Origin of the sequence: Bradyrhizobium sp. CCBAU 51627, assembly GCF_028128765.1 — a bacterium.
Classification (GTDB): Bacteria; Pseudomonadota; Alphaproteobacteria; order Rhizobiales; family Xanthobacteraceae; genus Bradyrhizobium.
Window position 1 is genome coordinate 288,074 of the sequence record NZ_LBJG01000005.1, and the last position, 13,471, is coordinate 301,544.

11 protein-coding genes and 1 pseudogene are annotated in these 13,471 nt (G+C 62.8%); 8 read left to right on the plus strand and 4 right to left on the minus strand.

Annotation, left to right across the window (positions count from 1 at the left end; translation table 11 throughout):
- Window positions 1-181: 181 nt before the first annotated feature.
- From XH88_RS03585 to XH88_RS03600, 4 genes and pseudogenes are all read right to left on the minus strand, one after another.
- A pseudogene (locus XH88_RS03585) lies at window positions 182-331 on the minus strand (nitrilotriacetate monooxygenase); the annotation flags it as partial.
- A gap of 267 nt (window positions 332-598) precedes the next feature.
- A complete protein-coding gene (locus XH88_RS03590; protein WP_271614353.1) occupies window positions 599-952 on the minus strand; it encodes a hypothetical protein in 354 nt (117 codons plus the stop codon).
- Window positions 953-1,186: 234 nt separating this feature from the next.
- Window positions 1,187-2,110, minus strand: coding sequence for a response regulator transcription factor (locus XH88_RS03595; RefSeq protein WP_271614032.1), 924 nt, complete (start codon window positions 2,108-2,110; stop codon window positions 1,187-1,189).
- Complete coding sequence (locus tag XH88_RS03600; protein ID WP_271614033.1) at window positions 2,100-5,468, minus strand: hybrid sensor histidine kinase/response regulator; 3,369 nt, start codon at window positions 5,466-5,468, stop codon at window positions 2,100-2,102. Before XH88_RS03600 ends, XH88_RS03595 begins: the two co-directional genes overlap by 11 nt.
- A gap of 170 nt (window positions 5,469-5,638) precedes the next feature.
- Here XH88_RS03600 and urtA point away from each other — a divergent pair, with 170 nt between their 5' ends.
- The 8 genes from urtA to XH88_RS03640 all read left to right on the plus strand — a co-directional run bounded on the left by urtA (window position 5,639) and on the right by XH88_RS03640 (window position 13,411).
- Window positions 5,639-6,898 (plus strand): urea ABC transporter substrate-binding protein, encoded by a 1,260-nt coding sequence (gene urtA / locus XH88_RS03605; protein WP_128965755.1) that lies wholly within the window; start codon window positions 5,639-5,641, stop codon window positions 6,896-6,898.
- 142 nt (window positions 6,899-7,040) lie between these two features.
- Window positions 7,041-7,967 carry an urea ABC transporter permease subunit UrtB gene (gene urtB, locus XH88_RS03610; RefSeq protein WP_271614034.1) on the plus strand — a complete coding sequence of 309 codons (927 nt, stop codon included), beginning with the start codon at window positions 7,041-7,043 and terminating at the stop codon, window positions 7,965-7,967.
- Between the two features lie 22 nt (window positions 7,968-7,989).
- A complete protein-coding gene (urtC, locus tag XH88_RS03615) occupies window positions 7,990-9,129 on the plus strand; it encodes an urea ABC transporter permease subunit UrtC (protein ID WP_271614035.1) in 1,140 nt (379 codons plus the stop codon).
- 65 nt (window positions 9,130-9,194) lie between these two features.
- Entirely contained in the window at window positions 9,195-9,950 is a 756-nt protein-coding gene (gene urtD, locus XH88_RS03620; RefSeq protein ID WP_271614036.1) for an urea ABC transporter ATP-binding protein UrtD, read from the plus strand.
- An 11-nt stretch (window positions 9,951-9,961) separates the two neighbouring features.
- Complete coding sequence (gene urtE, locus XH88_RS03625) at window positions 9,962-10,651, plus strand: urea ABC transporter ATP-binding subunit UrtE (protein ID WP_271614037.1); 690 nt, start codon at window positions 9,962-9,964, stop codon at window positions 10,649-10,651.
- A 25-nt stretch (window positions 10,652-10,676) separates the two neighbouring features.
- The gene (fmdA, locus tag XH88_RS03630) at window positions 10,677-11,906 is read left to right on the plus strand and encodes a formamidase (protein ID WP_271614038.1); all 1,230 of its coding nucleotides are present in this window, start codon (window positions 10,677-10,679) and stop codon (window positions 11,904-11,906) included.
- Window positions 11,907-11,973: 67 nt separating this feature from the next.
- Window positions 11,974-12,324, plus strand: coding sequence for an FmdB family zinc ribbon protein (locus tag XH88_RS03635; protein WP_271614039.1), 351 nt, complete (start codon window positions 11,974-11,976; stop codon window positions 12,322-12,324).
- 46 nt (window positions 12,325-12,370) lie between these two features.
- Window positions 12,371-13,411 (plus strand): aliphatic amidase, encoded by a 1,041-nt coding sequence (locus XH88_RS03640; RefSeq protein WP_271614040.1) that lies wholly within the window; start codon window positions 12,371-12,373, stop codon window positions 13,409-13,411.
- Window positions 13,412-13,471: the final 60 nt, after the last annotated feature.

The window sequence follows — 13,471 nt, forward strand, 5'->3', positions numbered from 1 at the left end:
TGGCGCGGCGTCGAGTCTGGCGAGGACGCGGTCAGCGCATGCGAGATTTTGCCAGGATGCCGGTGGACATCCTTTGCCGTCGATCATCTGCGTAGCCCTGAGGTCGGTCGGGATCGAGCAAAGCACGCACTGGAGAAGGCCGGTGCGGATGGGCCCCACAGCTGGAGGCGAAGAACGGATTGGCCGGTCGCGCGAGGCCCAGATGATCGCGCAGTGTCGCGCCCTCATACTCCGCGCGGAACAGCCCGCGCTCCTGCAGGACCGGCACCACAAGCTCGACGAAGTCCTCGAAGCCTTCGTGGAAATAGGGCGGCATGACGTTGAATCCGTCGTGTCGGGCTCTTCGAGGCCTGCGACAATATTGAAGAGTGTGCCCGCGCGAGATTGCGCGCGAGTTGGGCTGCATGCGCGACCGGCCACGCCGAATCTAGGCTCAGTCATGGTTCGAGCCATTCGGTCAGACAATGCAGGGTTCACCTGGACGTCAGCCTGCATTGCGGGGACACGTTTCCTGGCCGGTTCCTACGTGACGTCGCTCGACGGACACACGAGGTCGATCTCGCACGATGACCTGATAATCCCGAGGCCGCTCGACAATCTATACGGCGTCTGCGGGCACAAAACAGCTGATGATGATATTGCCGCGGTGATGGGCGTACCACACCACGGCCTGACCGATCGGATTGCCGTGATCGCGGATAATGGCGCGCTCGGGGACAGCCATCCACTGTCCTTCAATCGGCACCCAATAGGCGCCGTCTCGATAATCATAGTCGGTACGATGACCATCGGAAATGTCGCAGCACGGCACGCCGTTCGGCGCCGTCGCGCTCTTGAACCATGCGCGGATGTCGGGCGAGACGTTGTCGTATTGTCCATGGTCGAAGGCGAGCGCCGCGCCAGTCAACGTAGAGACGAACCCCAAGAGAGCGATCCGCACAAGCCGTCGCATCCGATCCTCCACGACCTGTCTTCTCGTAATCGTGCCCACCTGTTGGTGGGCACGATTCGACGTTGGCGTGATTAAGCCCGAGCTCCGCCGTCGTTGCATGCTCAAAAAGTGAGCGTTTTCCATGGCACTTGGAATGATGCGGCGCAAAATCGGCGCATCATTTGGCTCCGCCATCAGCGGGATCGGGCCACGACAACCCCTCAAATCAGAAGCGATGCTGCAAAAAAAGCGTCTCTACGAATTGCGCCTGTTTGCGTTGACCGCGATCGCCGCCGCCGCCGTGCGATTTTCGACGCCGAGCTTGGAATAGATCTGTTCGAGATGCTTGTCCACGGTTCGCGGCGAGAGCCCGAGGATCTGCGCGATGTCGCGGTTGGTTTTGCCTTTCGCCAGCCAGGACAGCACTTCGCCCTCGCGCGCCGTTAACCCGAGTTCGCGGGGGAATTCCGCTGGCGAGTCCGCGCCCGCATCTTTTGCCAACCGCAACAGGAATTCGTTCGGGCCGAGCTTGCCCACATATTGCAGTCGCAGCTGCTCGTCGCCTGCGGACATTGAAGCAGCCTTCGAGCCGGCTTTGCCGCTTAGCACCTGGTTGATCCATTGCGGTATCGGGTGAGGCAGCATCAGGTCATGATCAGCATCGACCGCGAGCATATCTGCGAGCAGCTTCTGCCCCTGCGGCGTGGCCCACTTGATCTTGCCGGCATCGTCGACCGCGAGGAGATAGCGGCCGGAGACGTCGTGCGCTGCGCGGGCACTCTGGGTCAGTCGCGCATTGGCAAGGTGGACGCGAATGCGTGCCAGCATCTCCTCTATCGCGATCGGCTTCGTGACATAGTCGACGCCGCCGGCTTCCAGTCCGCGCACGATGTGCTCGGTCTCGGCAAGGCCCGTCATGAAGATGATCGGAACGCCGTCGAGGCCGGCATCGCGTTTGAGCCGCTTGCAGGTCTCGAATCCATCCATGCCGGGCATCACGGCATCGAGCAGCACGATGTCGGGCGTGATCTGGTCGACGATCCGCATCGCGGACACGCCATCGAGCGCGACCATGACGGTCATGCCCGCGCCGTCGAGGGCGTCGGTCAACAGCCGCAGCGTCTCGGGAGAGTCGTCGACGACGAGGGCGACGTCGCGCTTCTTGGGATCAGTGATCATAGCTGTGCAGGGTCTTCAGCGTCGCCATGTATTGGTCGAGATCGAAACGGTCGAGCAGTGCCCGCATGTGGGTGACGAAGTCGGCGTGCTCCGGAAGCTCGGTGCCGATTTCGTCGAGCTTGAGCTGGATTGCCCTGATATAGCCGAGCCGGCCGAGCTCGATCAGCTCGTCGACATATTCCACGGGTGGCAGCGAGCCGCTCTCCGGTTTCCACGGCGGCACCGGCGCCTGGTCGGCCTCGTATTGCCATTCGAGCTTGAGCAACTGGCGGATGGTTTCCAGCAGCCGCGGGATGTCGATCGGCTTCATCAGATATCCGTCGTGAAACGGCTGCGCCAGCGGCGCGCCATGCGCCTCGAGCGCGCTCGCCGATACCATCAGGATGCGCGCGGTGTGATGGCCGTTTGCGCGCAGCGTCTCCGCCACCGTCCAGCCGTCCATGCCCGCCATGGAGATGTCGAGCAGGAAAAGGTCGGGCCGGCAGTGCTGCGCCAGCGCCAGGCAGCCGGGACCATCCGGGGCGCTGAGCAGGATGAACCCGAGCGGCGCCAGCACCTCACGCAGGAGGTCGCGATGCGTCGGATCGTCATCGGTGATCAGGATCGTCTTGCGCGGGCCGCAATAGCCGTAGATCGGCGCCTCCACCGGTGCATCACGCCTGGGATTGGTGACCTCGGAGAGCAGGAGTTTCACGCGGAAGGTCGCGCCATGGCCCACCGCGCTCGTCACCTTGATGTCCCCGCCCATCACGCCCGCGAGCAGGCGGCTGATGGTAAGGCCGAGGCCGGTGCCGGTCTGCGGCTGCGCGACGCCAAGCGCGCCGCGCTCGAAGGGAGCGAAGATGCGTTCGAGATCGTCCGGCTGGATACCGGGGCCGGTATCGACGACTTCGAACTCGGCGACCGGGCTGCGATAATACACGACGAATTTGACGCTGCCGGTCTGGGTGAACTTGATCGCATTCGACAGCAGGTTGATGAGGATCTGCCGCAGCCGCTTTTCGTCCGCATAAACCACGAGCGGCAGCACCGGTGGCCGCTTGAACACGAAGTCGATGCCCTTGGCGGCAGCTTGCAGGCGGAACATGCCGACGAGCTGATCGAGGAAATCGCTGAGGCGAACCTCGTCGCGGGAGAGATAGAGCCGTCCAGCCTCGATCTTGGAGATGTCGAGGATGCCGTCGATCAATCCCGACAGGTGATCGGCGCTGCGGCGGACCACGCGTACCTGATCGCGTGGCCGCGGCTGCAAACTGTTGTCCTGCTCGAGCAACTGCGCATAGCCGGAGATCGCGTTCAGGGGAGAGCGGAGCTCGTGGCTCAGTCCAACCACATACCGGCTCTTGGCGAGGTTGGCGGATTCCGCGACCTCCTTGGCGCGCTGCAATTCGGCGTCGGTGCGCTTGTGCGCGTCGATTTCTTGGATCAGGAGTGTGGTCTGCCGCCGGGTTTCTTCCTCCGCCGCGCGACGGCTCTGCTGCGCAAGCACGAACAACCAGGCGACGACGCCGATGATGATGATCAGCGCGAAGAACACCTTCCACAACACGTCAGCCAGCAGCGCATCGGCATGCACGGTCGCCGAGGTCTGCAGGTAGATCAGTCCGAGCACGAGGCCGACCAGGCCGGCCGAGATCGCGAACACGCCGATATACTGGCCGAACTGCGAGTTGATCCGGGTATGGATCGCCTCGGGCAACATCTTGCCGAGCGCCTCCGAGACCTGCGCGCCGGCCCGGGCGTGCGGCTTGCAGAGATCATGGCAGCGGGCGTCGAGCGAGCAGCACAGCGAGCAGATTGGTCCGGCATAGGCCGGACATGAAGCCATGTCCTCCGGCTCGAAGGAGTGCTCGCAGATGCAGCACTGAATCGCCTCGACGTTCTGCCATCCCCGCTTCGGCTTCCGCGCGATATAGTACTTGCCGTCGGTGGCCCACGCGATCAGCGGCGCAGAAACGAAGGCCGCTGCGAGCGCGACGAAGGCCGATAGCGCCTTCGCGGTCGGTCCGAACAGGCCGTAGAATGCCGAGATCGAGACGATGGTGGCGATCGACATGGCGCCGACGCCGACCGGGTTGATATCGTAGAGATGGGCGCGCTTGAACTCGATCTGTGGCGGACGGAGGCCGAGTGGCTTGTTGATCACGAGATCGGCCACCAGCGCGCCGACCCATGCGATCGCGACGTTGGAGTAGAGCGCCAGCGTTTGCTCCAGCGCCTTGTAGACACCGATTTCCATCAGGAGCAGCGCCACCACGACGTTGAACACCAGCCAGACGACGCGACCGGGATGGCTGTGCGTCAACCGCGAGAAGAAGTTCGACCAGGCGATCGAGCCGGCATAGGCGTTGGTGACGTTGATCTTGACTTGCGACAGGATCACGAAAGTGCCGGTCAGCGCCAGCGCGAGATCCGGCTGCGAGAGCACATAGCGAAAGGCTTCGAGATACATGCTGGCAGGCTCGGCCGCCTGTTCGAGCGCGACGCCATGGCTCAGGGCGAAATAGGCCAGGAAAGAGCCGACCAGCAGTTTCAGCGCGCCGAAAATGATCCAGCCCGGACCGGCGCTGAGCAGCGCGATCCACCAGGAGGTCCGCGAGGTGCGGCGGTCGCGCGGCAGAAAGCGCAGGAAGTCGACTTGCTCGCCGATCTGCGCCACCAGCGAAAACACCACCGACGCCGCGGTACCGAACAGCAACAGATCGAGATGCCCATTCGGATCGCCATGCTCGCCGGCGAATTTCCGCCATTCCGTGAACGAATGCGGATTGGCCCAGGCGATCGCCAGGAAGGGCAGCACATGCAGGACAATCCAGAGCGGCTGTGTCCACAGCTGGAAGCGGCTGATCAGGGTAATGCCGTAGGTCACCAGCGGAATAATGACGATGGCGCTGATGAGATAGCCGAGCGGGCGGGGGATCCCGAAGCACATTTCCAGAGCGGCCGCCAGAATGACCGCCTCGAACGCGAAGAAGATGAAGGTGAAGGACGCGTAGATGAGCGAGGTGATGGTCGAGCCGATATAGCCGAAGCCGGCGCCGCGGGTCAGCAGGTCGATATCGGTGCCGCATTTTGCGGCATAGTAGGCAATCGGCAGGCCGCACAGGAAGATGATGACGCTGACGACCAGAATGGCTGCGGTCGCGTTGGCGGCGCCATAGTTCAACGTGATGGTGCCGCCGATGGCTTCCAGCGCCAGAAACGAGATCGCGCCAAGCGCCGTGTTGGCGACACGGGCGGCAGACCAGCGCCGTGCGCTCTTGGCGGTGAAGCGCAGCGCGTAGTCCTCCAGCGTCTGGTTAGCAACCCATTGGTTGTACTGGCGCCTGACGCGGTCTATTCGCTGCCGCCCTGCCACTCTTTCCCCACTCCCGATCCGGACCCGGAGCCCTCGCAAATCCCGTACCAAAAAGCCTACGTCGGCATTTTGCGGTGCAGTATACGCGATCTTGCGTATGCTTGCGCTGCACAAATCCGGGCCATCCTCACGACACCAATCGCGTGTTCTCGAACAAAAGTGGGGTGCTCATGTCAGACGAAGCCAACAAGGGCCTGTTGTCGCCGCTCAGGCGCAAACTATTGATGGGAATGGCCGCAGTGCCGGCCATGACGATGCTGCCGCGCGCATCTTTTGCGCAGGCCCCTGCGACATCGGCGGTCAATACCACGGGTCTCGCGGTCACCGACACCGAGGTGACCGTCGGCATTCTGCACTCGGCCACGGGCACGATGGCGATCTCGGAGACCGGCTCGATCGAGGCCGAGAAGCTCGCGATCGAGCAGATCAACGCGGCCGGCGGCGTGCTCGGGCGCAAGATCAAGTTCATCCAGGAAGACGGCGCCTCGGACTGGCCGACCTTCGCGGAAAAGGCGAAGAAGCTGCTCGTGAACGACAAGGTTGCGGCCATCATGGGCTGCTGGACCTCGGCCTCGCGCAAGGCGGTGCTGCCCGTCGTCGAGCAGTACAACGGCATGCTCTACTACCCGACCTTCTATGAAGGGCTCGAGCAGTCCAAGAACGTGATCTACACCGGCCAGGAAGCGACCCAGCAGATTCTCGCCGGCCTGAACTGGATCGCCAAGGAGAAGGGCGCGAAGACCTTCTTCTTCATCGGCTCCGACTACATCTGGCCGCGCACCTCGAACAAGATCGCGCGCAAGCACGTCGAGAACGTGCTGAAGGGCAAGGTCGTCGGCGAGGAGTACTATCCGCTCGGCAACACCCAGTTCAATTCGGTCATCAACAAGATCAAGCTGACCAAGCCCGACGTGATCTTCACCGACGTCGTCGGCGGCTCCAACGTCGCCTTCTACAAGCAGCTCAAGGCGGCCGGCATCGATCTCGCCAAACAGGCGCTGCTGACGATCTCGGTCACCGAGGACGAGATCGACGGCATCGGCGGCGAGAACATCGCGGGCGCCTATGCCTGCATGAAGTATTTCCAGTCGCTCGACAATCCCAACAACAAGGCCTTCGTGCCCGCGTTCAAGAAGATGTGGGGCGAGAAGACCGTGATCGGAGACGTGACCCAGGCCGCTTATCTCGGCCCGTGGTTGTGGAAGTTGACGGTCGAGAAGGCCGGCTCCTTCGACATCGACAAGATCGCGGCGGCCTCGCCCGGGGTCGAATTCAAGGGAGCGCCGGAAGGTTACGTGCGCATCCACGAGAACCATCACCTCTGGTCGAAGACCCGTGTGGGCCGCGCCAAGCTCGATGGCCAGTTCGAGCTGATCTACGAGACCGCCGATCTCGTCGAGCCCGATCCGTTCCCGAAGGGCTACCAGTAAGTCCTCGGGACCACCCCCAGAGCAGAGAGCTCCCTGGCGCGGACCGTCAATCCGCGTCTCACGACCCCGCGCCGCGATTTCAATCGCGGCGCGGGACCCTGTGCCCTCGGACGCGAGACGCGGTCCTCGACGGAGAAACCAGATGTTCGGCGACTATTCTATTGGCGACCTCGGCTCGATCTTCGTCATGCAGGGCTTTGCCGGGTTGATCCTGTTCTCCGTCTACGTGCTGATGGCGCTGGGGCTCGCGATCATCTTCGGCCAGATGGGCGTCATCAACATGGCCCATGGCGAGTTCATGATCCTCGGCGCCTACGTCACCTGGATGACGTCGAACTTCTTCCAGTCCTATCTGCCGAGCCTGTTCAGCGGATATTTCTTCCTCGCGATGGTCTTGGCCTTCCTGGCCTCCGGCGCGCTCGGAATGCTGGTCGAATGGATGCTGATCCGGCACCTCTACAAGCGCCCGCTCGACACGCTGCTGGCGACCTGGGGCCTCAGCCTCATGTTGCAGCAGGCCTATCGCTCGATCTTCGGCGCGCGCGAAGTCGGCGTGGAGCTGCCGCAATGGATGCTCGGCTCGCTGCATGTCACCGACGCGATCGAGGTGCCGATCAACGGCGTCTTCGTGATGGGCCTGACGGTCCTGATCACGATCGGCGTCGCCTACATCATGTTCCGCTCGCGCTGGGGCCGCCAGGTCCGCGCCGTCGTGCAGAACCGCATCATGGCGGGCGCCGTCGGCATCAACACCGCGAAGGTCGACCGCTACACCTTCGCCCTCGGCTGCGGAATCGCCGGTGTCGCCGGCTCGGCCTTCACCATGATCGGCTCGACCGGGCCGACCTCGGGCCAGCTCTACATCGTCGACACCTTCCTGGTCGTCGTGTTCGGCGGCGCCGCCAGTCTGCTCGGCACCATCGCCTCCGCCTTCTCGATCTCGCAGACCCAGTCGACGCTCGAGTTCTTCATGTCGGGTTCGATGGCGAAGGTGCTGACGCTGCTTGCGGTGGTGGGAATTCTGATGCTGCGGCCCCAGGGCCTGTTCGCCCTCAAGGTCCGTAAATAACGAAAGTGCAGGGGGCTGACCCATGAACGACAGTCGTTTTGCCACGCGTTCGGAGTTGATAGGCATCCTGGTGCTCGCGGTCCTTCTGGTCGTGATCCTGCCGCTCTGTCTCGACGTCTTTCGCCTCAACCTGGTCGCCAAATATCTGACCTATGCCTTCGTGGCGCTGGGGCTGGTGATCTGCTGGGGGTACGGCGGCATCCTGAGCCTGGGGCAGGGCGTCTTCTTCGGCCTCGGCGGCTACTGCATGGCGATGTTCCTCAAGCTCGAGGCCTCCAGCGTCGAGAACACCAAGATCCAGTCGACGCCGGGCATCCCCGACTTCATGGACTGGAATCAGATTACGGCGCTGCCGTTCTTCTGGAAGCCGTTCCACAGCCTGACCTTCACAATCGCCGCCGTCATCCTGGTGCCCGGCATTTTCGCCCTGATCATCGGTGCTGCGATGTTCAAGCGCCGTGTCGGCGGCACCTACTTCGCGATCATCACGCAGGCGGTCGCGGCGATCCTGACCATCCTGATCGTCGGTCAGCAGGGCTACACCGGCGGCATCAACGGCATGACCGACCTGCGCACGCTGAAGGGATGGGATATCCGTCCCGACCACGCCAAGGTCGTGCTCTACTTCTTCGAGGTCGGCCTATTGTTCGCCTGCATCTTCATCGCGCAGTTCGTCCGCCATTCGAAGCTCGGCCGCATCCTGGTGGCGATGCGCGACCAGGAAGACCGGGTCCGCTTCTCCGGCTACAGCGTCGCCAATTTCAAGATCTTCGCCTTCTGCATCGCCGCCATCTTTGCCGCGATCGGCGGCGCCATGTTCGCGCTCAACGTCGGCTTCATGTCGCCGTCCTTCGTCGGCATCGTGCCCTCGATCGAGATGGTGATTTACACCGCGGTTGGCGGCCGGCTCTCGATCCTGGGTGCGGTCTACGGAACGATCCTCGTCAACTTCGCCAAGACCAGCCTTTCCGAGTCGTTTCCCGAGCTCTGGCTGTTCGGCCTCGGCGGCTTGTTCATCGCCGTGGTGCTGGCATTCCCGAATGGCCTGGCCGGCATCTGGGGCGATTACGTCCAGCCGCGGATCAGCAAGCTGATCGGCACACGCAAGCCGAAGTCCGACTGGACCGACAACTCGGTCGCCGACGGCGCGCCGGCAGAGTGAGGAGATAGATCATGCTCGTCGGTCATCACGATGCCGATGCAACGCTGACAGTGAGGAGATAGATCATGCTCGTCGGTCATCAGCCAAAGCCCTTCCTGCTCTCGGTCGAAGGCCTCACGGTCTCCTTCGACGGCTTCAAGGCGGTCAACGATCTCTCCTTCTATGTCGAGGAGAACGAGATTCGCGTCATCATCGGCCCCAATGGCGCCGGCAAGACCACCGTGCTCGACCTGATCTGCGGAAAGACCAAGGCCACCTCGGGTTTGATCGAATTCCGCGGCAAGGACCTGACCAAGCTGAAGGAGAATCAGATCGTCAAGGCCGGCGTCGGGCGCAAATTCCAGACTCCGTCGATCTACGACGACCTCACGGTGTTCGAGAATTTGGAGATCTCCTATCCCCGCGGCCGCACCGTGTTCGGTGCGCTGACCTTTACCCGCGATGCCGCCGTGCGCGACCGCGTGCATGAGGTCGCTGAGATGATCTTCCTCAAGGACCGTCTCGACATGAGCGCGGCCCTGCTCAGCCACGGCCAGAAGCAATGGCTCGAGATCGGCATGCTGCTGATCCAGGACCCGGACCTGCTGATGCTCGACGAGCCCGTGGCGGGAATGAGCGTTTCCGAACGCGCCAAGACCGCCGAGCTGCTCAATCGCATCATCAAAGACCGCTCGGTGCTCGTCATCGAGCACGATATGAAATTCGTCGAGGACATCGCCCACAAGGTCACGGTGCTACACCAGGGTCAGATCCTCTCCGAGGGCACCATGGAGAAGGTGAAGAGCGATCCGAAAGTAATCGAAGTTTACCTCGGCCATTGAGGAGCACGTTCATGCTGGCAATCAATGATCTCCATGTCGCCTACGGCCAGAGCGAAGTGCTGCATGGCCTCAACGTGTCGGTCGCGCCCAACGAGATCGTCGCGATCATGGGCCGCAACGGCATGGGCAAGACCACGCTGATGAAGTCGTTGATGGGGATCGTGCCGACCAGGAGCGGCTCGGTGATCATGGACGGCACCGAGCTCGGGTCGCTGCCGAGCTACGACCGCGTCGCCAAGGGGCTCGCCTATGTCCCCCAGGGGCGGATGATCTTCTCCACGATGACGGTCAAGGAGAACATCGAGACGGGCCTGGTGGTGTCGGGCGGCTCGGAAGTTCCTGCTGATATTTACGAGCTGTTTCCGGTGCTGCTGGAGATGAAGGGACGCCGCGGCGGGAATCTCTCGGGCGGCCAGCAGCAGCAGCTGGCGATCGCGCGGGCGCTGGCGACCAAGCCGAAAGTGCTGCTGCTGGATGAACCGACCGAAGGCATCCAGCCCTCGATCATCAAGGAGATGGCGCGCACCTTGAAGCGGATTCGCGACGAGCGGGGCCTGTCGATCGTCGTCTCCGAGCAGGTGCTGAGCTTCGCGCTCGACATCGCCGACCGCGTGCTCGTGATCGAGAACGGCGAGATCGTGCGTGACGATCCGCGCGACAGCGTCGATGCCGCGCAGATCTCGAAATTCCTGTCCGTCTAACCAGTAACCCAAGGGGAGCATCTCGATGCCAGACACGCTGATCAAGGTCGATCTCACAAAATCGGCCTATGAAAACGACAAGATCCACAACCGCTGGCATCCGGAAGTTCCGATCGTCGAGTGGGTCAGCCCCGGCGACGATTTCATCATCGAAACCGTCGATTGGACCGGCGGCTTCATCAAGAACAACGACTCGGCCGACGACGTGCGCGATATCGACCTGTCGATCGTGCACTTCCTGTCCGGTCCGATCGGCGTCAAGGGTGCCGAGCCCGGCGATCTCCTGGTCGTCGACCTGCTCGACGTTGGTCCGCTCAAGGAGAGCCTGTGGGGCTTCAACGGCTTCTTCTCCAAGCAGAACGGCGGCGGCTTCCTGACCGATCACTTCCCCCTGGCGCAGAAGTCGATCTGGGACATCAAGGGCCTCTACACCTCGTCGCGCCACGTGCCCGGCGTCAACTTCGCCGGCTTGATTCATCCGGGCCTGATCGGTTGTCTGCCTGATGCCAAGATGCTCGCAGCCTGGAACGCGCGCGAAGCCGAGCTGATCGCAACCAACCCGGGTCGCGTGCCGGGCCTTGCCAATCCGCCGTTCGCGCCGACCGCCCACGCCGGGCGGGCCAAGGGCGACGTCAAGGCCAAGATCGGCCTCGAGGGCGCCCGCACGGTGCCGCCGCGCGAGCATGGCGGCAATTGCGACATCAAGGATCTGTCGCGTGGCTCGAAGATCTACTTCCCGGTCTACGTGCCGGGCGGCGGCCTCTCGATGGGCGATCTGCATTTCAGCCAGGGCGACGGCGAGATCACGTTCTGCGGCGCGATCGAGATGGCCGGCTGGTTGCACATCAAGGTGGACGTCATCAAGGACGGCGTGGCGAAATACGGCATCAAGAACCCCGTGTTCAAGCCGTCGCCGATCACGCCGAATTACAAGGACTATCTGATCTTCGAGGGCATCTCGGTCGACGAGGCCGGCAAGCAGCATTACCTCGACGTTCATATCGCCTACCGCCAGGCCTGCCTGAACGCGATCGAGTACCTGAAGAAGTTCGGCTATTCCGGCGCCCAGGCCTATTCGATCCTCGGCACTGCGCCATGCCAAGGCCACATCTCCGGCGTGGTCGACGTGCCCAACGCCTGCGCCACGCTGTGGCTGCCGACCGAGATTTTCGACTTCGACGTGATGCCGTCGGCGGCAGGTCCCGTGAAGCACATCACGGGCGATATCCAGATGCCGATCTCGCCCGACAAATAGTCTCCATGCGAGGCGGATGCGGAGCGCTATGCCCCGCATCCGGCGCGCGACTGCGAAGGGAGCGACGATGCCCGTCTATGAATATCTCTGCCAGGATTGCGGCCCGTTCACCGACATGCGGCCGATGGCCCAATGCGACGAGCCGCAGGCTTGCCCCCGCTGCGAGATGGAATCGCCGCGTGTGATCCTCACCGCGCCGGCGTTCTTCTGCCTGCCCGCGGACAAGCGGAAAGCGCACGCCACCAACGAGCAGAGCCGGCACGCGCCGAAGACGCTCGACCAGTACAAGGCCGCGCACGGTCCGGGCTGCGGCTGCTGCGGGGCTGGTACGAAGAAGAAACCTGGTCGGCTCGTGACCAAGAGCAAGAGCGGCGCGGTCGGCTTCCCGACCGCACGGCCCTGGATGATCAGCCACTGACGCTGCGGACCGCAGACACTCGAACCAGAACAGAAGGGCGTTTCAAATGCTTCACGGTGACATCTCTTCCAGCAACGACGTGGTCGGCGTTGCCGTCGTCAATTACAAGATGCCGCGGCTGCACACCAGGGCCGAGGTGCTCGACAACGCCCGCAAGATCGCCGACATGGTCGTGGGCATGAAGCTCGGACTGCCGGGCATGGACCTCGTCATCTTTCCCGAATACTCCACCCACGGCATCATGTACGACGCCAAGGAGATGTACGAGACCGCCTCTCAGGTGCCGGGTGAGGAGACCGCGATCTTTGCCGCGGCCTGCCGCAAGGCGAAGGTCTGGGGCGTGTTCTCGCTGACCGGCGAGCGCCACGAGGAGCACCCGCACAAGGCGCCCTACAACACGCTGATCCTGATGAACGACAAGGGCGAGATCGTGCAGAAATATCGCAAGATCATGCCCTGGGTGCCGATCGAAGGCTGGTATCCCGGCAAATGCACCTATGTCTCCGAAGGCCCAAAGGGGCTGAAGGTCAGCCTGATCATCTGCGACGACGGCAATTACCCGGAGATCTGGCGCGACTGCGCGATGAAGGGCGCGGAGCTGATCGTGCGCTGCCAGGGCTACATGTATCCGGCCAAGGAGCAGCAGGTGATGATCTCCAAGGCGATGGCCTGGGCCAACAACGTCTACGTCGCCGTGGCCAATGCCGCGGGGTTCGACGGCGTCTACTCTTATTTCGGCCACTCCGCGATCGTCGGCTTCGACGGCCGCACGCTGGGCGAGACCGGCGAGGAGGAATACGGTATCCAGTACGCGGGTCTGTCGAAGAGCCTGATCCGTGATGCCCGCCGCAACAACCAGTCGCAGAACCATCTCTTCAAGCTCCTGCATCGCGGCTATACCGGCATGATCAATTCCGGTGAAAGCGCGAAAGGCTTGGCGGCCTGTCCCTACGACTTCTATTCGAAATGGATCGCCGATCCCGAAGGCACGCGCGACATGGTCGAGGCGATGACACGTCCGACAGTCGGCACCGAAGAATGCCCGATCGATGGCATTCCAAACGAGAAATCCGCCACGAATTACTAGGGTGCGTACTCATAAAATCTGCCGCTGAGAGTAGGCGTACCTGATGTCCGCTTGTCCTCC

Bases quoted from the DNA above. Each gene is read 5' to 3' on its own strand.
- urtE (WP_271614037.1), top strand. From the start codon at position 9,962: ATGCTGGCAATCAATGATCTCCATGTCGCCTACGGCCAGAGCGAAGTG.
- XH88_RS03635 (WP_271614039.1), top strand. From the start codon at position 11,974: ATGCCCGTCTATGAATATCTCTGCCAGGATTGCGGCCCGTTCACCGAC.
- fmdA (WP_271614038.1), top strand. From the start codon at position 10,677: ATGCCAGACACGCTGATCAAGGTCGATCTCACAAAATCGGCCTATGAA.
- XH88_RS03590 (WP_271614353.1), bottom strand. From the start codon at position 952: ATGCGACGGCTTGTGCGGATCGCTCTCTTGGGGTTCGTCTCTACGTTG.
- urtB (WP_271614034.1), top strand. From the start codon at position 7,041: ATGTTCGGCGACTATTCTATTGGCGACCTCGGCTCGATCTTCGTCATG.
- XH88_RS03595 (WP_271614032.1), bottom strand. From the start codon at position 2,110: ATGATCACTGATCCCAAGAAGCGCGACGTCGCCCTCGTCGTCGACGAC.
- urtA (WP_128965755.1), top strand. From the start codon at position 5,639: ATGTCAGACGAAGCCAACAAGGGCCTGTTGTCGCCGCTCAGGCGCAAA.
- XH88_RS03640 (WP_271614040.1), top strand. From the start codon at position 12,371: ATGCTTCACGGTGACATCTCTTCCAGCAACGACGTGGTCGGCGTTGCC.
- urtD (WP_271614036.1), top strand. From the start codon at position 9,195: ATGCTCGTCGGTCATCAGCCAAAGCCCTTCCTGCTCTCGGTCGAAGGC.
- urtC (WP_271614035.1), top strand. From the start codon at position 7,990: ATGAACGACAGTCGTTTTGCCACGCGTTCGGAGTTGATAGGCATCCTG.